At 65.6% G+C, this 20,474-nt stretch carries 15 protein-coding genes; 10 read left to right on the forward strand and 5 right to left on the reverse strand.

Annotation, left to right across the window (positions count from 1 at the left end):
- The first annotated feature begins 2 nt into the window (after positions 1–2).
- The 4 genes from BXU08_RS00210 (at position 3) to BXU08_RS00225 (ending at position 4,716) form a co-directional block, all read left to right on the forward strand.
- Positions 3–1,001 carry a 4-hydroxyproline epimerase gene (locus tag BXU08_RS00210; protein WP_077507418.1) on the forward strand — a complete coding sequence of 333 codons (999 nt, stop codon included), beginning with the start codon at positions 3–5 and terminating at the stop codon, positions 999–1,001.
- Positions 1,002–1,062: 61 nt separating this feature from the next.
- Positions 1,063–1,713 (forward strand): GntR family transcriptional regulator, encoded by a 651-nt coding sequence (locus BXU08_RS00215; protein ID WP_077507420.1) that lies wholly within the window; start codon positions 1,063–1,065, stop codon positions 1,711–1,713.
- A gap of 27 nt (positions 1,714–1,740) precedes the next feature.
- Positions 1,741–3,156 carry an amino acid permease gene (locus BXU08_RS00220; protein WP_077507423.1) on the forward strand — a complete coding sequence of 472 codons (1,416 nt, stop codon included), beginning with the start codon at positions 1,741–1,743 and terminating at the stop codon, positions 3,154–3,156.
- A gap of 48 nt (positions 3,157–3,204) precedes the next feature.
- Positions 3,205–4,716, forward strand: a complete 1,512-nt coding sequence (locus BXU08_RS00225; protein WP_077507426.1) for a glycoside hydrolase family 27 protein — start codon at positions 3,205–3,207, stop codon at positions 4,714–4,716.
- Between the two features lie 34 nt (positions 4,717–4,750).
- Here the strand turns inward: BXU08_RS00225 and BXU08_RS00230 are convergent, their stop codons facing one another.
- The 3 genes from BXU08_RS00230 to BXU08_RS00240 form a co-directional block, all read right to left on the reverse strand.
- Positions 4,751–5,299 carry a hypothetical protein gene (locus BXU08_RS00230; protein WP_077507428.1) on the reverse strand — a complete coding sequence of 183 codons (549 nt, stop codon included), beginning with the start codon at positions 5,297–5,299 and terminating at the stop codon, positions 4,751–4,753.
- A complete protein-coding gene (locus tag BXU08_RS00235; protein WP_077507431.1) occupies positions 5,296–5,865 on the reverse strand; it encodes a hypothetical protein in 570 nt (189 codons plus the stop codon). Before BXU08_RS00235 ends, BXU08_RS00230 begins: the two co-directional genes overlap by 4 nt.
- 80 nt (positions 5,866–5,945) lie before the next feature.
- Positions 5,946–8,720, reverse strand: coding sequence for a TonB-dependent receptor (locus BXU08_RS00240; protein WP_077507434.1), 2,775 nt, complete (start codon positions 8,718–8,720; stop codon positions 5,946–5,948).
- A 426-nt stretch (positions 8,721–9,146) separates the two neighbouring features.
- Here BXU08_RS00240 and BXU08_RS00245 point away from each other — a divergent pair, with 426 nt between their 5' ends.
- The 5 genes from BXU08_RS00245 (at position 9,147) to BXU08_RS00265 (ending at position 17,296) form a co-directional block, all read left to right on the forward strand.
- Positions 9,147–11,969, forward strand: coding sequence for a TonB-dependent receptor domain-containing protein (locus tag BXU08_RS00245; RefSeq protein ID WP_253190455.1), 2,823 nt, complete (start codon positions 9,147–9,149; stop codon positions 11,967–11,969).
- Positions 11,970–12,163: 194 nt separating this feature from the next.
- Positions 12,164–12,796 (forward strand): aldehyde dehydrogenase iron-sulfur subunit PaoA, encoded by a 633-nt coding sequence (paoA, locus tag BXU08_RS00250; protein WP_077507438.1) that lies wholly within the window; start codon positions 12,164–12,166, stop codon positions 12,794–12,796.
- Complete coding sequence (locus tag BXU08_RS00255; protein WP_077507440.1) at positions 12,793–13,743, forward strand: xanthine dehydrogenase family protein subunit M; 951 nt, start codon at positions 12,793–12,795, stop codon at positions 13,741–13,743. Before paoA ends, BXU08_RS00255 begins: the two co-directional genes overlap by 4 nt.
- Before the next feature lie 3 nt (positions 13,744–13,746).
- Positions 13,747–15,942 (forward strand): aldehyde oxidoreductase molybdenum-binding subunit PaoC, encoded by a 2,196-nt coding sequence (gene paoC, locus BXU08_RS00260; protein WP_077507442.1) that lies wholly within the window; start codon positions 13,747–13,749, stop codon positions 15,940–15,942.
- Between the two features lie 301 nt (positions 15,943–16,243).
- Positions 16,244–17,296, forward strand: a complete 1,053-nt coding sequence (locus BXU08_RS00265) for a fatty acid desaturase (protein WP_077507444.1) — start codon at positions 16,244–16,246, stop codon at positions 17,294–17,296.
- 7 nt (positions 17,297–17,303) lie between these two features.
- Here BXU08_RS00265 and BXU08_RS00270 read toward each other — a convergent pair whose 3' ends face one another.
- Complete coding sequence (locus BXU08_RS00270; RefSeq protein WP_077507446.1) at positions 17,304–18,029, reverse strand: SDR family oxidoreductase; 726 nt, start codon at positions 18,027–18,029, stop codon at positions 17,304–17,306.
- Positions 18,030–18,170: 141 nt separating this feature from the next.
- On the opposite strand from BXU08_RS00270, the gene BXU08_RS00275 reads away from it, so the two are divergent.
- Positions 18,171–19,067: an AraC family transcriptional regulator gene (locus BXU08_RS00275; protein ID WP_077507448.1), complete on the forward strand. Its 897-nt coding sequence runs from the start codon at positions 18,171–18,173 to the stop codon at positions 19,065–19,067.
- Between the two features lie 3 nt (positions 19,068–19,070).
- Here the strand turns inward: BXU08_RS00275 and BXU08_RS00280 are convergent, their stop codons facing one another.
- Positions 19,071–20,402, reverse strand: a complete 1,332-nt coding sequence (locus tag BXU08_RS00280; RefSeq protein ID WP_216352887.1) for a glycoside hydrolase family 105 protein — start codon at positions 20,400–20,402, stop codon at positions 19,071–19,073.
- Positions 20,403–20,474 lie beyond the last annotated feature (72 nt).

The following is a 20,474-nucleotide window of genomic DNA, read 5'->3' on the forward strand; positions in this document are numbered from 1 at the left end:
CAATGCGGCACACCTTTTTCTGCATCGACGGCCACACGGCCGGCAATCCGGTCCGGCTCGTCGCCGGCGGGGCGCCGTTGCTCAAGGGCGCGTCGATGTCGGAAAGGCGGCAGGACTTCTTCGCGCGCTTCGACTGGATCCGCACCGGCCTGTGCTTCGAGCCGCGCGGGCACGACATGATGTCGGGCGGGTTCCTTTATCCGCCGACGCAGCCCGATGTCGACGTCGGGATCCTGTTCATCGAGACTTCGGGCTGCCTGCCGATGTGCGGCCACGGCACGATCGGGATGGTCACCTTCGGGCTCGAACATGGGCTGATCCAGCCCGCCGAGCCCGGCAAGCTGCGGATCGAAGTGCCCGCGGGGGTGATCGACATCGCCTACACGCAAGAGGGCGACAAGGTCACCGCGGTGCGCATTACCAACGTGCCGGCCTATGTTGCTGCCAGAGGCATCCAGGTCGATGTCGAGGGTATCGGCCCGCTGTCGATCGACGTCGCCTATGGCGGCAACTATTATGCGATCATCGAGCCGCAGGGCGCCTATACCGGGCTCGACGATCTCGGCGCGTCGCGGCTGATCGATCTGAGCCTGCGTATCCGCGAAGCCGTGCGCGAAAAGTTCGAGCCGGTGCATCCGCTCGATTCCACCATTCGCGGCGTCAGCCACATATTGTGGGCGGACAAGCCGCGCGGGGACGGTGCCGACGGTCGCAACGCGGTGTTCTATGGCGACAAGGCGATCGATCGCAGCCCGTGCGGCACGGGCACTTCGGCGCGGCTCGCGCATCTCGCCGCGCAGGGAAGGCTGGCGGTGGGCGACCGCTTCGTCCACGAAAGCTATATCGGCAGCCGCTTCATCGGCCGGGTCGAAGCCGAGACGCGCCTTGGCGATCACCCGGCAATCATCCCTTCGGTGGAGGGGTCCGCAATCGCAACCGGCTTCAACACGATCTGGATTGATCGCGCCGATCCATTCTGGGAAGGGTTTCAGGTCAAGTAATGCTTCCGATTCCGCGCCGTTCATCCGAACACTGGCGGTCCCATTGCAAGGAGAGGCGATCATGAGCATCGTCGTACGTACGCTGGCCGAACGTGTCTTCGAGATCGTGCGTGAGCAGATCGTTACAGGGCAATTGCCCAACAACTTGCCGATCCGCCAGGATGCGCTGGCCACCGAGCTTGGCGTGAGCAAGATTCCGTTGCGCGAGGCGCTCGCCCGGTTGGAGCAGGAGGGGCTGCTGACCAGCCACGCCAATCGCGGCTATTTCGTCCAACCGATGTCCGCGCAGCAGGTCGACGAGATCTATGTGCTCCGCCTCGCGATCGAGCCGCCGGCCGCGGTCTATGCCGCCGAGCGCGCGACCGAGGCCGATCATGCCATCGCAGTCGACGCATTCCACAAGCTGGACGGCGCGGCCGCGAGCAATCTGGCCGAAGTCGCCGTGCGCAATCGTGATTTCCATACCGCACTGGTGCGTCCCGGCGGCCGGCTGCTGACTACCCAGCTGGTCGAGCGGCTGTCGATCCTTTCGGAGCGCTATGTCGTCGCCCACCTGCAGCCGGCAGGACGCGAGTCCCGCGCCCATACCGAGCATCAGGACCTGATCGACGCATGGCTGGCGCGCGACGGCGTCAAGCTGACTGCGCTGCTCACGCAGCATCTTCAAGGCACGCTCGACGATCTGCGTCAGCAATTCGGTTCGACGACCTAAGTCGTCTGGTTTTTGGGGGAAAACTGCATGTTCGGTCCGCGCAAGTCGCTCGATTCAGTAACGAAGCACGCGGAGGGCCATGCACTCGCCAAGACGCTGAGCTGGCCGCACCTTATCGCGCTCGGCGTCGGCGCGATCGTCGGCACCGGCATCTACACGCTGACGGGGGTAGGCGCCGAGCGCGCGGGCCCGGCGGTGATCCTCGCTTTCGCGATTGCCGGCGCGGTCTGTGCGTGCGCCGCTTTGGCCTATGCCGAGCTAGCGACGATGATCCCCGCCGCCGGCAGTGCCTATACCTTCAGCTACGCCGCATTGGGTGAGAAGGTCGCCTGGGTGGTCGGCTGGAGCCTGGTGCTCGAATATTCGCTCGCCTGCTCGACCGTCGCGGTGGGGTGGTCGGGCTATCTGGTCGGGTGGTTGCAGGCCGCGGGGATACATCTGCCTGCCGAACTGCTTGCCGGACCGCATGCCGGGGGCATCATCAACCTGCCTGCGGTGTTCGTCGCGCTGGGTGTGATGGGGATGCTCGTCGCCGGAACGCGCGAGAGCGCGACGCTCAACATCGTCCTAGTCATCATCAAGCTCGTCGCATTGGGCGTTTTCGTCGCGTTCGCGCTGCCCGCATTCGACGGCAGCAACCTCGAGCCGTTCATGCCCTATGGCTTCGGCTCGACCGAAGTCGGTGGCGAAAAGCGCGGGGTAATGGCGGCTGCCGCGATCGTGTTCTTCGCCTTTTACGGTTTCGACGCCGTCGCCACCTCCGCCGAGGAAGCCAAGCGCCCGGGCCGCGACCTGACCATCGGCATCGTCGGATCGATGCTGGTCTGCACGATCATCTATATGCTCGTCGCAGTCGCCGCCGTCGGCGCGCTGCCGTACCAGCAGCTTGGCAATTCGCCCGAGCCGTTGGCGCTGGTGCTGCGCTCGCTGGGCCAGCCGGTCGCGGGGCATTTGATCGCCCTTGCCGCGGTGATCGCGCTCCCTTCGGTGATCCTCGTCATGATGTACGGCCAGAGCCGCATCTTCTTCGTGATGGCGCGCGACGGGCTGCTGCCGCGCAGCCTCGCCAAGGTCTCCCCCCGCACCGGCGCGCCGACGCGGATCACGCTGATCACGGGCGTGGTGATCGCCGCCGTTGCCGGCTTCTTCCGCCTGGACGAAATCGCCGAGCTCGCCAATGCCGGCACCCTGCTCGCCTTCGTGGCGGTCGGCGCCTGCCTGATGGTGCTGCGCAAGCGTGCGCCCGATGCGCCGCGGCTGTTCCGCTGCCCTGCGCCCTATGTCGTCGGGACGCTGGCGATCCTGGGCTGCATCTATCTGCTGTTCAGCCTGCCGACTGCGACGATCCTGCGCTTCATCGTCTGGAACCTGATCGGGCTGGCCGTCTACTTCGCCTATGGCTGGCGGCACAGCGAAGTGAAGCGGCAGGCGCTGCCCGCCTGACCTGAGTTTCGAGTTCCCGTTTCCGACCTACCGACAAGGAGTAGCCCCGTGCGCCACCTGCTGACTGCGCTTGCCCTCGCCACATCGCTGACTCCGGCCGGGGCGGCACTCGCCCAGACGCGCTTCGACGGCGTCTGGCTGTTCGACGATGCCGGGCCCAATCCCGGCGTTACCATGCTGCAGGTCGCCAGCGACGGGACGCGCATCACCGGCGCGGTGACGACGCAGTGGTACGGCCCGGTGACGATGCAGAATGCGCGGCTCGACAATGGCGTGCTCACCTTCGACGTGCGCAACCTCAACGATCGCGAGCATCCGACCCGGACCTGGACCGTCAAACGGACCGCCAAGGGCGTGCAGCTCGCCGGGCAGCTCTGGGAATCGAAGATCGACGCCGGCGGCCGCCGCGGCACGGTCCGCGATGCCGAGGCGCGCGCCTTCCGCTTCCAGACGCTTCCCGGCTGGGCCGTGGTCGAGCAGGCGCCGCTCGCGCCCAAGCCGCCGATGGGCTGGAGCAGCTGGAACAAGTTCGCTGCCAATATCGACGACAAGACGATCCGCGCGATGGCCGATGCGATGGTCTCCACCGGGCTGCGTGACGCCGGCTATGTCTATGTCAACATCGACGACGGCTGGCAGGGGACGCGCGGTCCCGACGGCCGCATCCGCCCCAACGCCAACTTCCCGGACATGAAGGCGCTGGCCGACTATGTCCATTCGAAGGGGCTCAAGCTCGGCATCTACAGCTCGCAGGGCCCGCGCACCTGCGCCGGGTTCGAGGGAAGCTATGGCCATGTCCAGCAGGACGCGCAGACCTTTGCCGACTGGGGCATCGACTATCTGAAATATGATCTCTGCTCGGGCGAGTATTTCTACGCCGATGCGGACACCGTGAAGCGCAGCTATGCCGAGATGGGCGCTGCGCTCAAGGCGACGGGGCGGCCGATCGTCTACTCGCTGTGCGAATATGGCCGGTTTGATGTCGGCGCCTGGGGCCGTCAGGTCGGCGGCCATCTGTGGCGCACCACCGGCGACATCACCGACGATTACCCGACGATGGCGCGGATCGGTTTCGACAAGAACGGCAACGCGGCCTATGCCGGGCCGAATGGCTTCAACGATCCCGACATGCTCGAAGTGGGCAATGGCGGCATGTCGCTGGACGAATACACCACGCACATGACGCTCTGGGCGATCTCGGCTGCGCCGCTGCTGATGGGCCATGATTTGCGCCAGACGCCGCCCGCGATGCTGGCGCTGCTCGAGAACCGCGAAGTCATCGCCGTCGACCAGGACGAGAAGGGTGTCCACGGCACCGCGGTGCGCAAGGAAGGCACGCTCGAAATATGGTCCAAGCCGCTTGGCGACGGCGCCGTTGCGCTGGCGCTGTTCAATCGCGGCGACACTGCTGCGAAGATCGACGCACGCCCCGCGGATGCCGGCTTCGCCACGATCACCGACGCGCGAGACCTGTGGCGCGAGGCACCGGTAGCCGCCGATGCGCTGAGCTTCGACGTGCCGTCGCACGGCGCGGTCATGCTGCGCGTCAAGGGCAAGTGAGGGCAGGGGGCGTCTGCGGACGCCCCCTTCGGCATCAGTCGGGCAGGACGACGACGACCGGCAGTGCGCCACTGTTACCGGCGAATTTCACGTCGTTGAACCCCAGCGTCAGCGCCGCGGCCTGATCCGGGATGGTCACTCGGACGCCCTTGCCGATCGCAAAGGGGCGGCCGATCAGGACACCGTTTGCGTCCACGAACGCGCCGATCAATGCGTGCGCGTTGGTCGGATAGAGGATCTTGGGCGCGTAGAGGCTGGGGTAATATTTCTTCTTGGGCCCCGGCGCGTCGTTGACGGCGGTGCCGTCGATCCCCTCGGGCCCGACCGGCTTTCCCTCTACCATCGTCGTCGCGCCCTCGACGGGATAGATTTCGATCTTTGCGTCGGCGTCGTTGATGAAGCCGGTGATCGTCATCGGCGGCGCCTCGTCGCCCAGGCCATAGCGCATCTTCTTGTTGGGGCCGTTGAGCCAAGGGCCGGCCTTGGCGTCTACGGTCACTCGTCGTTCCTCGGCAGATGCCGGCGCCGGCGCCAGCAGCATCAGGCCGAGAAGCGACGCCCAGCGGATCTTGATGCTGCTCATTGGATGGTCACCTGTGGAGAGGGCAGGTCGATCGTCACGACGATCTCCCCTTCATTGTCGGCATAGATGTCGTCGTTGATCCCCAGCGTGATCGCGACTGCGCCGGCGGGCGGAACGGCCTCGCCGCGCGCGCCGATCAGGAACGGCTTGCCGACGACCTTGCCATCGGCATCGACGAATGCGCCGATCAGCTGGTTGAGATGCGCCGGATAGCCTGCGCGATCGGCATGATAGCTCGGGAACCAGCTGCCCGAATTGCCGCGCGTCGCGTCGGTGACGAAGCCTGCCTGCCCAGCGGGGCCGAAGCGCTCGCCGCCGGCTGCGGTGCTGGTAGTGCCGGTCGCGGAGAATTTGACCGGCACGCCTTCGAACAGCTTGCCCGCGAACACCATCGCCGGCGCCGCGCCGTCCTGCCGCCCGAACGGCAGCTTGCGGTTGACCGCGGGGCTCCACGGCATTGCACGGGCGGAAACCTTCACCGTCACTTCGCGCGCCTGGGCGGGCGCTGCCGTCAACACGGTGCCTGCCAGTGCTGCCAGCGCGATCGCATGCATTCGCATCGCCATCGATCCTTTCTGCAAAGAAAAAGCGGGCCGCGGCACATGCCGCGACCCGCCGAAGTTAAGAGCGGGGTGGCTCTTGCCTCTTAGAAACGGAAGCGGGCGCTTGCCTGCACCGTGCGGCCCAGCGTGCGCACGCCGAGCGGCAGGAGTTCCCCCTGGCCGTGATAGCGGTACACGTCGCTGCCGAGCAGGTTGCCGCCTTCCAGCGACAGCGTCAGGAACTTGTAGGGTGTCACGTTGATCGCCGCGTCGAGGCGCTGGGTGGCGTCCTGATAGGGCGAATATTCCGGCGTCTCCTGCCAGACGCCCATGCGATAGCTGGAGCGATAGTTGTAGGCGACGCGCGCGCTGAAGGTCGGCGTGTCGTAATAGAGCGCCGCATTGGCGGTCCATTTGGAGGTGTTGGGCGAGTCGAACGCGCCGGGGAAATCCTCCGGATAGGGATATTCGACGCGCGCCTTGCCGACATAGCTGGCGTTCACGCTGGCACCGAAATTGTGCCAGAAGCCGGGCAGGAAGTCGAAGAAGCTCTGCGCCGCGAACTCGACGCCCGCGAACGTGCCGTCGCCGGCGTTGCGGAGCTGCTCGACAAAGCCGACGCCGGGCTGGCCATAGGGCGCCAGGCTCTCTTCCTCCCGGCTGTAATAGAGGAAACCGGTGACCTTCTTGTAATAGCCCGCAAGCGTGATGAGCCCGCCGCGCCCGAAATAATGCTCGAGGCTGGCGTTGAAGCTCTGTTCGTCCTGCGCCTTCAGATCGGGGTTGCCCGCGAAGACTATGACGGGGTTGGCACGTGTCTCGACGAAGGCGAACGGGCGCGTATCGTAGAAGCTCGGGCGTTGCACGTTGGTGCTGTACGAAAGCCGCAGCTGGACCTTGGGCGTGAAGTGCAGGATCGCCGTGGCGGTCGGCAGCACGTCGACATAATTGCCGCGGCCATAGGAACGCTGGATGATGTCCTGGTTGCCGTTGGCGGCGTTGCCCGGCCGATAATCGTAGCTTTCGATCTCGCCCCACGTGTTGCTGTAGCGCACCCCGACCAGGCCATCGACAGGGAAGCCCAGGTCGAACGCGTAATTGACCTGCGCATAGGTCGCGAACACGTTCTCGACCGAATCCCAGGTCTGGCCAAGGTCGCCGAGCGGCAATTCGCTGGCGAAGCGTGCTGCATTACCCGGATCGTTGGTCTGGATGTAAGAGCGGATCGCGTCGATGTTATCGAGCAGCACCGTGCCGGGAACCCGGAACCACGACGCGCCGCCATCGCCGATCGTCGCCGAGATTTGCGACGCCTGATCAGCGCCCGGGAAGCTCGACAGCGGCGCCATCTGGCCACCGATGCGCGGGAAGCCGTCGCGATAGCCGTAATAGCGGCTGGTATCGCGCTTGTTGAAGCGCGTGCCGACCTGCAGCGAGCGCAGGAACGAAGCGTCGCTGAGCTTGAGGGTCAGATCGACCTGACCGGCCAGTTCCTTGTTGTGCGACTTGCCTACGCGATCCTGGAAGCGATCGACGCCGTAATTGGCGATGTTATTGAGATCAGTCGCCCCGAAGTCGATCCGGGGAACGCCGCGGGGATAGTCATCCGAGTCGAAGTCGACGTTTACCGAGGTCTGGTTGCGCAGGCGCAGGATCTGCTGGACGTTGTAATCGTTGGCGTCCGACCAGTTATACTGGACGCTGGCATTGATCTGCGCCCGCTCGCTGCGCCAGTGCGCCTCGAAGTTGCTGGTGTAGAGATCGTTGTCGAACGCATTCAGCATGCTCTCGAAGCCCGCCGGCACGCCGTTGGGATTGTTCTCGGTCAGCGATTTGATGGTGCGGCCGTCGTCGCCGACGACGACGTTGCTCAGCGTCGATCCATATTCGCGAGCCTGGACGTACATGCGGTCGATCGAGCGCCGCTCGCGAGAGCCGAGATATCCGCCCTCGAGGACGAAATCGAGATTGTCGCTGGCGCGCCACTGGCCGACAATGTTGATCGAGGGGCGCTCGCTATAGCCGCTCTCGGTGCCGTAATAAGCGCGATAGGGGATCACGACGTCCCGCAGGTTCGCCGGCAGCGAAGCCAGGGGCGAATTCGCATCGCCTCCGCAACAGGGAACCGAGGGCGATTCACTCTCGATATAGGTCTCGAGATAATTGGTCTTGGTCCACGATGCGTTGACCAGGAAGCCCATCTCGCCGATCCCGGTTTCGAACCGGCTGCCCACCAGGATGCTGGCGTAGGGGCTGACCTTCTCGGCGATGTCGTCATAGACGCCGCGGACGCTGCCGGCGAGCGTGAGACCCTTTTTCAGGTCAAGCGGACGGCGAAGCTGGATGTTCACCGTACCCGCGATGCCGCCTTCGACCTGATCGGCGCTGCGCGTCTTGTAGACGTCGACCGACTTGAGCAGTTCGGCCGGGATGTCGGCGAGGTTCATCGAACGGCCTTCACCCAGATTGGTCTGGTTGCCGTTGATCGTGGTCTGGATCTCGCTGAGGCCGCGGATCGTGACGCTCTGGCCCTGACCACGAGCGCGGTCGATCTGAACGCCGGTGACGCGGGACAGCGCCTCGGGGACGTTGTTGTCGGGGAGCTTGCCGACGTCTTCGGAGACGACCGAGTCGACGATCTGCTTGGCGTCGCGTTTCATGTCCGCCGCGGCGTCGATGCTGCCGCGGATGCCGACTACCAGGATGTCGGTAGGCGTTTCTTGCACCGACTCGGCCACCGTGCCGGTCTGTTCTTGCGGCGTATCGGACGACGTGTCCTGTGCCATTGCCTGTGAGGCAACCAATGCGCCTGCCGACACCGTCGCTAGTGCCAAGGTCCGTGCGACGCTTCGAAAATCAATGCCAACCCGAGTATTCATTATCGTGTCTCCCCCTCTGCCGTTATCGGCTATACTATATAATGTATACCATATGACCGAGATTTCGGCTGTCAAGAGACTGAAATGGTCGTGCAGGCATGAAGGGTCGATCGGCCTGCAAGCAGGCGGATGATCGGACGACTCACCCCAGGAAGCACGCCTGAAGCGCCCGAGGGCGGGTGGCCCCTACTCCGTTAGAGGGCGGACGTCGCGCATCGCCAGAGCGTGGCCGCCTGGCGATGAACTGTTTCCGCTTCGTTACAATCCCGTTGCAAACCATACAGCGGCTGATATTGTATACCGTACACGATATGAAATATATCAAGAGGGGACGGAGACATGCGAAATCATCGTGGATTGCTCGTCGGAACCGCCTTGGCGGCAGCGTTGGTCGCTTGCGCGTCATCGGCGTCTGCCCAGACGACAGTGCCTGAAGACGACCTCTCTTCTCAGGAAAGTCAGTCCGAAATCACCGTTACCGGCACCCGGATCCAGCAGCCCGGCCTGATCAGCACCAGCCCGGTGACCACGATCGACTCGGGCGAAATCCGCCTGCAGGGCGCGACGAATATCGAGAATGTGCTCAACCGGCTGCCGCAGGTCACTGCGGACGCGAACGAGAACGTGTCGAACGGCTCGGACGGCACCGCGCGAGTCAATCTGCGCAATCTCGGCAGCAACCGGAACCTGGTCCTCGTCAACGGGCAGCGCCTGTTGCCGATCCAGGCCACCGACGTGAACTTCCTGCCCTCTTTCCTGGTCGATCGCGTCGATGTGATGACCGGCGGCGCTTCGGCGGTCTATGGCTCGGACGCGATCTCCGGCGTGATCAACTTCGTGCTGCGCAAGGATCTGGATGGCGTGCTGGCGGACGTCCAGTACGGCTTCTCGAACCACCATAATGACGATCAGGCCCGCCGCGCGCTGATCAGTGCCAGCGGCTATCAGAACGCGTTGTCGTCGCCGATCGACGGCCAGCGCTTCGATGCGAACATCGCGGTCGGCAAGAATTTCGCCGACGGGCGCGGCAACATCATGGCCTATTTCGGCTATCGCGAGGTCCAGCCGATCAGCCAGGCCGATCGCGACGTATCGGCCTGCGCGCTCGATCCGACCAACAACAACACGGCCTTCACCTGCGGCGGATCGTCGAACAACGAGTTCGGCCTGTTTCAGCCGCTGACCGGCCCCAACGCCGGAACCGCCTTCAACAACACCCGCGACGGCGCCAAGACCTGGGTGCCGTACAACAGCAGCTTCCGCTATAATTACGCGCCGCTCGTCTATTTCCAGCGTAACGACAAGCGCTACACCGCCGGCGCTTTCGCCCGGTTCGAGGCCGATCCCGCCGCCGAATTCTACGCCAGCTTCATGTTCATGGACGACCGCACCAATTCGCAGGTCGCCCCGTCGGCATTGTTCCAGGGCTCGACCTTCAGGGTCAATTGCGACAATCCGCTGCTCAGCGCGCAGCAGGGCCAGTTGCTGTGCGGCGGGGCATACGGCACCGCGGCCTCGCAGGACCTGTTCATCGGCTACCGCCCGGTGGCGGCGCCGGCCCGGCCGCGCCGCGACGATCTGCGCCACACCGACTTCCGCGTCACCGGCGGCGTGCGCGGCGAGATCGCGCAAGGCATCAGCTATGACGTGAACGGCCTGTTCTCACGCGTGCTGTTCAACGAGAATTACCAGAACGACATCGATCCGGTCCGCGCCAATCGCGGGCTCCAGGTGGTCAATGTCGGCGGCGTGCCGACCTGCAAGTCGGTGATCGACGGCACCGACGCGAATTGCGTGCCGCTCAACGTCTTCCAGTACGCCGGGCTTTCCTCGGAGTCGCTCGACTATATCTACTCGCCGACCTTCACCCGCGGGATGGACAAGGAGACCGTGCTCAGCGGCACGATCACTGCCGACCTGACCAGCTATGGCGTGCAGAGCCCCTGGGCCGACCAGGGCATCGGTGCGGTGTTCGGCGTCGAGCATCGCCGCGAGAGCCTGGTCTTCCACGCCGACGCGCTCGCGCAGCAAAAGGGTACGCTGGAGAGCCGCGGCAAGTTCGACGTCACCGAATTCTTCACCGAAATGCGCGTGCCGGTGTTCGAGAACCGTCCCTTCGCCCAAGAGCTGACGCTGACCGGCGGCTATCGCTATTCGAAGTACAGCACCCGCGACGAAGGCATATCGACCTACAAGGGCGAGATCGCCTGGGCGCCGATCCGCGACATCCGCTTCCGCGCCGGATACAATCGCGCGATCCGCGCACCGAACATCTCGGAGCTGTTCGCGGCGCAGGGGCTGGGCAACATCTCCGCGCAGGATCCGTGCTCGGGCGCTTCGCCGACTGCCACTGCGGCGCAATGCGCGGCGACCGGCGTGAGCGCGGCGCAATATGGCAACATCATCGAATGCCCGAGTGAAGTGTGTGTGGCGCAGGGCGGGGGCAATCCGGCGCTTCGTCCTGAACAGGCTGACACGTACACCGCGGGCGTGGTGCTCGCGCCTGGCTTCCTCAAGCGTTTTTCGCTTTCGATCGACTATTTCGACATCAAGGTGCGCGATTATATCTCGTCGATCCCGGCATCGCTGACGATCAGCCAGTGCATCGAGACCGGCGACCCGTTCTTCTGCTCGCTCTTCCACCGCGACCCGCGCAACGGCGTGCTGTTCGGCGAACAGGGCTATGTCATCTCGACCACGCAGAACACCGGATCGCTCAAGACCTCGGGCGTCGACATCGGCGCGAACTACGCCGTCGATACCGGCGTCGGCGGGTTCAGCCTGTCGTTCATCGGCACCTGGCTCAAGGAGCTGCGCACCGAGCCGCTGCCGGGTCTGGGCAGCTATGATTGCGTCGGCCTGTTCGGCCCGACCTGCGGCCAGCCGAGCCCCGAATGGCGTCACCAGGCACGCATCAGCTGGTCCGACACCACCGACATTGCCTCGGTCTCGCTCAACTGGCGCTATATCGGGCCGACCAAGCTGACCAACAACACCGACGATCCGTTCCTCACCGGCCCGGCCTACACGCTCAACGCCAGCCTGCCGGCGTACAGCTATTTCGACCTGGCCCTCACTGCGAAGGTCGAGAACGTTACCTTCCGCGCGGGCGTGAACAACCTGCTCGACAAGGACCCGCCGGCGATCGCGCAAGGCCTGCTGTACAGCTTCGGCAATGGCAACACCTATCCCGGTGTCTATGACGTGGCCGGGCGAACCTTCTTCATCGGCCTCAACGCGGAGTTCTGAGCCCCGCTTCCCGTCTGCCGCACCCGCCGCGGGTCAATTGACCGGCGGCGGGTGCGGCTCGGCTGCGTTTTGGCCTTTGCCCTGCGCGGAGCGCCGCAGTATCGTGCGGCGGCGGTAACATTCTGATTCAATGGGATCGGAGTTGAACCGGCAGGTCCCGGCAGACGTTTGCTGCAGGACGGGAGCAGAACGATATGAGGGAAGACGATTTCAGCGTCACGCGGCGCGGCGTGCTGGCAGGCGGCGGCGCTTCGATCGCGATCGCAACGGTGCCCCCGGCACGGGCGCAGACTCCTTTGCCGGAAGCGAGGCCCAGTGCAATGAAAGTCGCGATGACGGTCAACGGCGCGAAGCGCGAGCTGGAGGTCGATACCCGCACGACGCTGCTCGACGCGCTGCGCGAGCATCTCCACCTTACCGGGACCAAGAAGGGCTGCGATCACGGCCAGTGCGGCGCGTGCACGGTGATCGTCGATGGCCGGCGGATCAATTCCTGCCTCAGCCTGGCGGTGATGCACGACGGCGACCGGATCACCACGATCGAAGGCCTCGGCACTCCCGAGAAACTGCACCCGATGCAAAAGGCCTTCGTCAAGCATGACGGCTATCAGTGCGGCTATTGCACGCCGGGCCAGATATGCTCGGCGGTCGCGGTGCTCGACGAGATCAAGGCCGGCGTGCCGAGCCATGCGAGCGGCGCCCTCAACGCGCGGCCCCGCGCGACCAATGCCGAGCTGCGTGAGCGGATGAGCGGCAACATCTGCCGCTGCGGCGCCTATTCGAACATCGTCGATGCGATCACCGAAATTGCGGGGAAGCGCGCATGAAACCCTTCACCTATGAGCGAGCGACAACCCCCGCCGCGGCGGCCTCCGCAGCCGCGCGTGTCCAGGGCGCCCGCTTCATCGCCGGCGGCACCAATCTGCTCGACCTGATGAAGCTCCAGATCGAAGCGCCGACGCATCTGATCGACGTCAACGGCGTCGGCCTCGACACGATCGAGAAGACATCCGAAGGCGGGCTCAGGATCGGCGCGCTGGTGCGCAATACCGACCTCGCTGCCGATCGCCGGGTGCGCAAGGACTATGCCTTGCTGTCGCGCGCGCTGCTCGCCGGCGCATCGGGCCAGCTGCGCAACAAGGCGACCACTGCGGGCAATCTGCTCCAGCGGACGCGCTGCCCTTATTTCTACGACACCGATCAGCCGTGCAACAAGCGCAAGCCCGGCACCGGCTGCGCCGCGATCGGCGGCTATAGCCGCCAGCTGGGCGTCGTCGGCGTGAGCGACGCGTGCATCGCGACGCACCCGAGCGACATGGCGGTGGCGATGCGCGCGCTCGACGCGACGGTCGAGACGGTCAGGCCCGACGGCGCGACGCGAACGATTCCGATCGCCGAGTTTCATCGGCTTCCCGGCGATACCCCGCATATCGAAACGGCGCTCGAGCCCGGCGAGTTCATCACCGCGGTGACTCTGCCCAAGCCGGTCGGCGGCACGCATATCTATCAAAAGGTCCGCGACCGCGCGTCCTATGCCTTTGCGCTCGTTTCGGTCGGCGCGATCGTTCAGCGCGACGGCACCGGGCGCGTCGCCGTCGGCGGTGTTGCGCACAAGCCCTGGCGCGTCGAGGCGGCCGAAGCCGAAATGCCGCGCGGAGCCAAGGCGGTAGCCGCCGGGCTGCTCGCCGGCGCCAAGCCGACTCACGACAATGCATTCAAGCTCCTGCTGGTCGAGCGCACGCTCGGCGCAGTGATGGCGCAGGCGAGGGGCTGAGCCATGAAGTTCGATACGCCTGCCGGCACCAATCCGATCGACCAGCTCAAGGTTATCGGCAAGCCCACCGATCGGATCGACGGGCCGCTCAAGACCACGGGCCTCGCGCCCTATGCCTATGAACGTCACGATGTGATCGCCGACCCGGCCTATGGCCATGTCGTCGGCGCGGCGATCGCCAAGGGACGAATCGTCTCGATCGATCTCACCGAAGCCAAGGCCGCGCCGGGCGTGCTCGCGATCGTTACTGCCGACACTGCCGGCAAGCTGGGCAAGGGCAATTTCAACACCGCCAAGCTGCTCGGCGGCCCCGAGATCGAGCATTATCACCAGGCAGTCGCGCTGGTGGTTGCCGAGAGCTTCGAACAGGCGCGCGCCGCGGCTGCGCTGGTCCGCGTGGACTATGCGCGCAGCAAGGGTCGCTTCGATCTTGCGGCAGGCAAGGAGGGCGCCGAGCCGACCAAGGATCAGCCCGACGTCAAGGTCGGCGATTTCGCGGGCGCCTTCGCCGCGGCGCCGGTCCAGCACGATGCGACCTACACCACGCCCGATCACGCACATGCGATGATGGAGCCGCATGCCTCTATCGCGGCATGGGAAGGCGACAGCCTGACGCTTTGGACTTCGAACCAGATGATCGCCTGGAGCGTCGGCGACGTCGCCAAGACGCTCGGCCTGGCCAAGGACAAGGTCCGGCTGATCTCGCCCTATATCGGCGGCGGCTTCGGCGGGAAGTTGTTCGTCCGCGCCGACGCGATCCTCGCCGCGCTCGGTGCGCGTGCGGCCAAGCGTCCGGTCAAGGTCGCGCTGCCGCGGCCGCTGATGTTCAACAACACCACGCACCGTCCTGCCACGATCCAGCGCATCCGCATCGGCGCGACGCGGGACGGCAAGATCACCGCGATCGGCCATGAGAACTGGTCGGGCGACTTGCCCGGCGGCGGCATCGAGAATGCGATCCAGCAGACCCGGCTGCTCTATGCCGGGCCCAACCGGCTGCTCACCGCGCGGCTGGCGGTGCTCGACTTGCCGGAAGGCAATGCGATGCGCGCGCCCGGCGAGGCGCCGGGATTGATGGCGCTGGAGATCGCGATCGACGAGATGGCGGAAAAGCTCGGGATCGATCCGATCGAGTTCCGCATCCTCAACGACACCCAGGTAGATCCCGAAAAGCCCGAACGGCCCTTTTCGCAGCGCCAGCTGATCGAGTGTCTCCGCCTGGGTGCGGAGCGCTTCGGCTGGAGCAGGCGCAACGCGAAGCCGGCGGCGGTGCGCGACGGGCGCTGGCTGGTCGGGATGGGCGTCGCCGCGGGCTTCCGCAACAACCTGACGATGAAGTCGGCCGCGCGCGTCCGGCTGAGCCCGGCCGGTCGCGTCACGGTCGAGACCGACATGACCGATATCGGCACGGGCACTTATACCATCATCGCCCAGACCGCGGCCGAGATGATGGGCCTGCCACTCGACCGGATCGACGTGAAGCTCGGCGATTCGAGCTTCCCGGTCTCGGCCGGCTCGGGCGGGCAGTGGGGCGCCAACAGCGCGACCGCGGGCGTCTATGCCGCCTGTATCAAGCTGCGCGAGGCGGCGGCGCAGAAGCTCGGCTTCAATTCGGCGGATGCGGTTTTCGCCGGCGGCAAGGTGCGTTCGGGCAATCGCAGCGCGCCGCTCGCCAAGGCCGCGGCCGGGGGCGAGATCGTCGTCGAGGACATGATCGAGTTCGGCGACCTTGCGAAGAAAGCCCAGCAATCGACCTTCGCCGGGCATTTCGTCGAGACCGCCGTCGATGCCTGGACCGGCGAGATCCGCATTCGCCGGATGCTCGCGGTGTGCGCGGCAGGCCGCATCCTCAATCCCAAGTCGGCGCGCAGCCAGGTGATCGGCGCGATGACGATGGGCGCGGGCGCGGCGCTGATGGAGGAACTGGCGATCGACAAGCGCTTCGGCTTCTTCGTCAACCACGACCTTGCCGGCTACGAAGTGCCGGTCCACGCCGATATCCCGCACCAGGAAGTGGTCTTCCTGGACGAGACCGATCCGATGTCGTCGCCGATGAAGGCCAAGGGCGTCGGCGAGCTCGGTATCTGCGGCGTCGGCGCGGCGGTGGCCAATTCGGTATACAACGCCACCGGCGTGCGGGTTCGCAACTATCCGATCACGCTCGATAAATTTCTCGATCGGCTGCCGGCGGTGGCGTGACGGCAACCCAAATCCCGTCATCCCCGGCCGGATCGCGAATATCAGGCGGCTCGCCGGCGTTCGATCGCGGAATCTCGATCGGGAAGGGTGGCAATATTACCAATATCCGCCATACAGCCGCGGATCGGCGCTTCGAGTGCGGACGCCGCCCGCGTCCGTGCGAGTGTCCCTGATATCTATGTGGAGGCACTTTTGGGGCGCAGCAATCGTTTAGGGCCTTCTTCGTTCGCGGAGCGACGGGCCCAAAAGGGCGCGCTGCTCCGGTTTCAGCCTTTCCACCAATCCAGGCGCTTCTGACCCCATGTTGACAGGTGTAATCTCCCCGAGCGTCGCGCCGTCAGGCGGCGATCCGGTGGACGCGGCGCTCAATCTGAAGGAGGTCTCGCGGCACGTCGCCGCCTTTCGCGCATCGGACAATGTCCGGGCGTCGTGGGAACTGGCCGTGAGCGCGGTGCCGCTGGCGGCGTTGTGGCTGCTGATGTGGCTGTCGCTCGACATCCATTATGCCATCACGCTGCTGCTGTCGGTTCCCGCCGCCGGCTTCCTCTTGCGGCTGTTCCTCATCCAGCATGATTGCGGGCATGGCGCGTTCTTCAAGGGGCGGCGCGCGAACGACTGGGTCGGGCGCTGCATCGGCATGTTCACGCTGAGCCCGTATGAATATTGGCGCCGCACGCATGCGATCCATCATGCCGGCACCGGCAATCTCGATCGGCGCGGGATCGGTGACGTGGCGACGCTCACGGTGCGCGAATATGCCGGTCTCGGGCCGTGGGGACGATTGCGCTACCGGATGTACCGCAATCCGTTCGTCCTGTTCGGACTTGGGCCGGTCTTCGTGTTCTTCGCGCAGCATCGGCTCCCGATCGGGATGCTGCGCGCCGGCTGGCGGCCGTGGATCAGCACGATGGGAACCAATGCCGCGATCCTGCTGCTGTGGACGGGCCTGATCCTTCTCGTGGGACTTGGCCCGTTCCTGCTGATCCAGGTGCCGATCACGCTGATCGCCGCGTCGGTCGGCGTGTGGCTGTTCTATGTCCAGCACCAGTTCGAGGACACCTACTGGAGCGGGGACGAGGGCTGGAAGTTTCACGAAGCGGCGCTGTATGGCAGCTCGCATTATGTGCTGCCGCCCGTACTGCGCTGGTTCACCGCGAATATCGGTTTGCACCACATTCACCACCTTTGCAGCACCGTGCCATTCTACACCCTCCCCGCAGTCCTCCGCAGCCGACCCGAGCTCGCGGCGATCAACCGCCTGACGCTCGGGCAGAGCTTCAGGCTGGTCCGGCTGGTCCTGTGGGACGAGGATGCCGGACGGCTGGTCTCCTTCCGCGAGGCGCGGTCGGCCTAGGCCAGGGCTACATATTTGCTGCGGTCGGGCGCACGATCACTTCGTTGATATCGACGCCTTCGGGCTGTTCGAGCGCATAGCGGATGGCCCGGGCGATCGCGTCCGGCGTCAGCGACTTCTTGCGCCAGTCCTTGAGGCTGGCTGCGACCTGCGCATCGGTGATGTCGTTGCCCAGTTCGGTTTCGACGACGCCGGGGGAAATGACCGTCGCGCGGATGTCGTCATGCTCCTGCCGGAGCCCCTCGGTGATCGCCCAGACGGCATATTTGGTTGCGCAATAGACCGCACCCGTGGGCACCACCAGATGCGCGCCGATCGAGGCGACGTTGACAATGTGCCCGTGCTTCTGCGCGACGAAGCGGGGAAGCACCGATGCGATGCCGTTAAGCACGCCGTGGATGTTGACGTCGATCATCCGTGTCCACTCGTCGCGCTTGCCCGCGGCCAGCGGCGACAGCGGCATGATCCCGGCATTGTTGACCAGGACATCGATGCCTCCGAACGCCGCCTCGGCAGCAGCGGCGAAAGCGTCGAAGCTGGCGGGATCGGTGACGTCCAGCGCCTGCCAGGCCACGTGCGGGCCCAGTTCCTCTGCCAGCGCCTGCAATCGGTCGGTGCGTCGCGCGCCGATGAACAGGCGGGCGCCGGCGGCGGCCAGTTCGCGAACGGTCGCCTCGCCGATGCCGCTCGAGGCGCCGGTGATCAGCACGGTCTTGTCGGTAACTCCAGTCATGATTTGCTCCTTCTTGGCTGTGCCGTAGATGGGGCGGCCGAACGTGCGACCGTTAGAGCGATCCGCCGAACGATTTGCACGATCCTCCGAATTTGCCGGCGGGGGCTTGCTGCATCGGCGCGCTTGGTGGAAACCGGCGGCATGGACAGGATCGCCGAGCTCGCCGCACGCATTGCGCAACATGTACCGGAATCCGGCATGTTCGGTACGGCCATGACGCGTCTTTCGCTGATCCGGGCGGATCGCCCGACGGTGCCGGTGCCTTCGGTCTACGAGGCATCGCTTTGCCTGATCGCCCAAGGTGCCAAGCGCGTGTCGCTCGGGGATCACAGCGTGGTGTACGACGCGTCGCGCTATCTTCTGGTCTCGGTCGACCTGCCGCTGGTGGGTCATGTCACCGAGGCGAGCCGCGACGCTCCCTATCTGTGCTGCAAGATCGACTTCGATCAGGCGGCATTGGCCGAGCTGATCCTTGGCGATGCCGGCGGATCGGGTGCCGCAGCATTGCCGGCGCTGGCGGTGTATCCGGGCGATCCCGACCTGATCGACGCGGCATGCCGCCTTGTCGGGTTGTTGGACCGGCCTTGGGATATTCCGGTTCTGGCTCCGCTTATCGAGCGCGAGATCCTGTATCGGCTGCTGACCGGACCGCATGGCGCGATGCTGCGCCACATGGCAGTGGCGGACAGCCGCCTGAACCAGGTCACCCGGGCAATCGCCAAGATTCGCGGGAGCTTTCACGAACAGCTGCGCATCGGCGACATCGCCGCCGCGGCCGGAATGAGCCCGTCATCGCTGCACGCGCATTTCAAGGCGGTCACCCGGATGACGCCGCTCGAATATCAAAAGCAGCTGCGTCTGCAGGAAGCGCGGCGGCTGATGATGGCGGAAGGAGTAGCGGCAGGCGCGGCGGGCTTCGCCGTCGGCTATGACAGCCAGTCGCAATTCACGCGCGAATATCACCGGCTTTTCGGCGCCCCGCCCCGGCGGGACCTGGAGCGCCTGCACAGTGGCCAGGACTATATGGCCGCGCTGTAATCCTCAGCGGAATACGAGATTCTCGCGCGGCCCGGCAGGATCCTTGCGCAGCAGCGCGATGACTTCCGCGCCCGCCAGCAGCACCGGCCCATAGCCATGCGCCGCGCGCACATGGCGCGGGCGGTAATAATAAAAGGCCGGTTCGAAGCCCATGCCGGTGCCGACGCAGACGTCCTCGACTTCGCCCGCGGCGTTGACCTTGGTCGTGACCGCGTTCCAGGCGAGCACCGCCACCGGCGAATAGACGCGCCGGTCGAGCCAGCCGCGATTAACCGCGCGGGCCAGCGCAAAGGCATACATCGCCGTGGCCGAGGTTTCGAGATAGCTGTCCGGGCGATCGAGCAGCTGGTGCCACAGCCCCGTGCCCGACTGGCGCCGCGCCAGCCCGGCGGCGTGCGCGCGCAGCAATTCCAGGATCGCCGGCCGGCCGGGGTGGTCGGCAGGCAACACGTCGAGCAGCTCGACCGTCGCCATGATCGCCCAGCCGTTCGCCCGTCCCCAAAAGAAGCTGGGGTGCGGGTCCATGCCGTCGACCCAGCCGTGGCGGTAGAGACCCTGTTCCTTGACGAACATGCGCTGCGAGAATTGCAGGATCTGGCGGACGCCATCGTCGAAATAGCGCCGCTCGCCGGTGAGCGCGCCCATCTGCGCGAGCGCAGGCACGCTCATGTAGAGATCGTCGAGCCACAGGCTGCTCGGCATCGGAACCTGCCGGGCGAGCGTGCCGTCGAACAGGCGGAACTGGCGGTTGGCGATCCAGTCGAGATAGACGTCGATCTGGCCGCGGCCCTGCGGAACGACGCCGGCGCGCTGCGCCTTGATCAGCGCCGCCGCCATCGCGCCGGTATCATCGAGCCTGTCCGGGGCCAGCATCTGGCGGACCGGCGTCCGCTCGGCCGCGACCTTCTGCTTGCGATAGCGGGCTGCCGTATCGACCACGGTGCCGAGCCGGTCGGCGACGTAGCGGGTGTAGCGTGTGTCGCCGGTGACATCACCGGAAAGTAGCGCTCCGGAATAGGTTACGCCCCATTCATAGCTGGTCAGGCGATAGGCCGAACGGAATTGCCGTTCCTTGCCGGCCGCGTCGACGAGCGCAGTCGAAGTCTCGCGTTCGACATAGTCGAACACGCGGTCCATCACAGCCTTGACCGCCGCTTCCGACGGGCGGCCATAGGGGACCGGATAGGCGGGCTTGAGACGGGTAGGGGCGTCGGCGACGTCGGTCACTGCGTCGCGGTGCATCCCGCCCGAAGGCGCGGCGAGCTGTGCCTGCGCCGCGGATGCGAGCACGACCGTCAGCGGCAGCATGGCAATATAGATCGCGCGGTGTGGCATTTTCCCCTCCATTGGCCCGCCGGCATTCCCGCCGGTCTCGTCCGATGCGCTCAATCTGTGGCATCTGGTGCC

This window comes from Sphingomonas sp. LM7 (genome assembly GCF_002002925.1).
Classification (GTDB): Bacteria; Pseudomonadota; Alphaproteobacteria; order Sphingomonadales; family Sphingomonadaceae; genus Sphingomonas.

Bases quoted from the DNA above. Each gene is read 5' to 3' on its own strand.
- BXU08_RS00275 (WP_077507448.1), top strand. From the start codon at position 18,171: ATGGACAGGATCGCCGAGCTCGCCGCACGCATTGCGCAACATGTACCG.
- BXU08_RS00230 (WP_077507428.1), bottom strand. From the start codon at position 5,299: ATGAGCAGCATCAAGATCCGCTGGGCGTCGCTTCTCGGCCTGATGCTG.
- BXU08_RS00220 (WP_077507423.1), top strand. From the start codon at position 1,741: ATGTTCGGTCCGCGCAAGTCGCTCGATTCAGTAACGAAGCACGCGGAG.
- BXU08_RS00210 (WP_077507418.1), top strand. From the start codon at position 3: ATGCGGCACACCTTTTTCTGCATCGACGGCCACACGGCCGGCAATCCG.
- BXU08_RS00270 (WP_077507446.1), bottom strand. From the start codon at position 18,029: ATGACTGGAGTTACCGACAAGACCGTGCTGATCACCGGCGCCTCGAGC.
- paoC (WP_077507442.1), top strand. From the start codon at position 13,747: ATGAAGTTCGATACGCCTGCCGGCACCAATCCGATCGACCAGCTCAAG.
- BXU08_RS00235 (WP_077507431.1), bottom strand. From the start codon at position 5,865: ATGGCGATGCGAATGCATGCGATCGCGCTGGCAGCACTGGCAGGCACC.
- BXU08_RS00240 (WP_077507434.1), bottom strand. From the start codon at position 8,720: ATGAATACTCGGGTTGGCATTGATTTTCGAAGCGTCGCACGGACCTTG.
- paoA (WP_077507438.1), top strand. From the start codon at position 12,164: ATGAGGGAAGACGATTTCAGCGTCACGCGGCGCGGCGTGCTGGCAGGC.
- BXU08_RS00255 (WP_077507440.1), top strand. From the start codon at position 12,793: ATGAAACCCTTCACCTATGAGCGAGCGACAACCCCCGCCGCGGCGGCC.
- BXU08_RS00215 (WP_077507420.1), top strand. From the start codon at position 1,063: ATGAGCATCGTCGTACGTACGCTGGCCGAACGTGTCTTCGAGATCGTG.
- BXU08_RS00265 (WP_077507444.1), top strand. From the start codon at position 16,244: ATGTTGACAGGTGTAATCTCCCCGAGCGTCGCGCCGTCAGGCGGCGAT.
- BXU08_RS00280 (WP_216352887.1), bottom strand. From the start codon at position 20,402: ATGCCACACCGCGCGATCTATATTGCCATGCTGCCGCTGACGGTCGTG.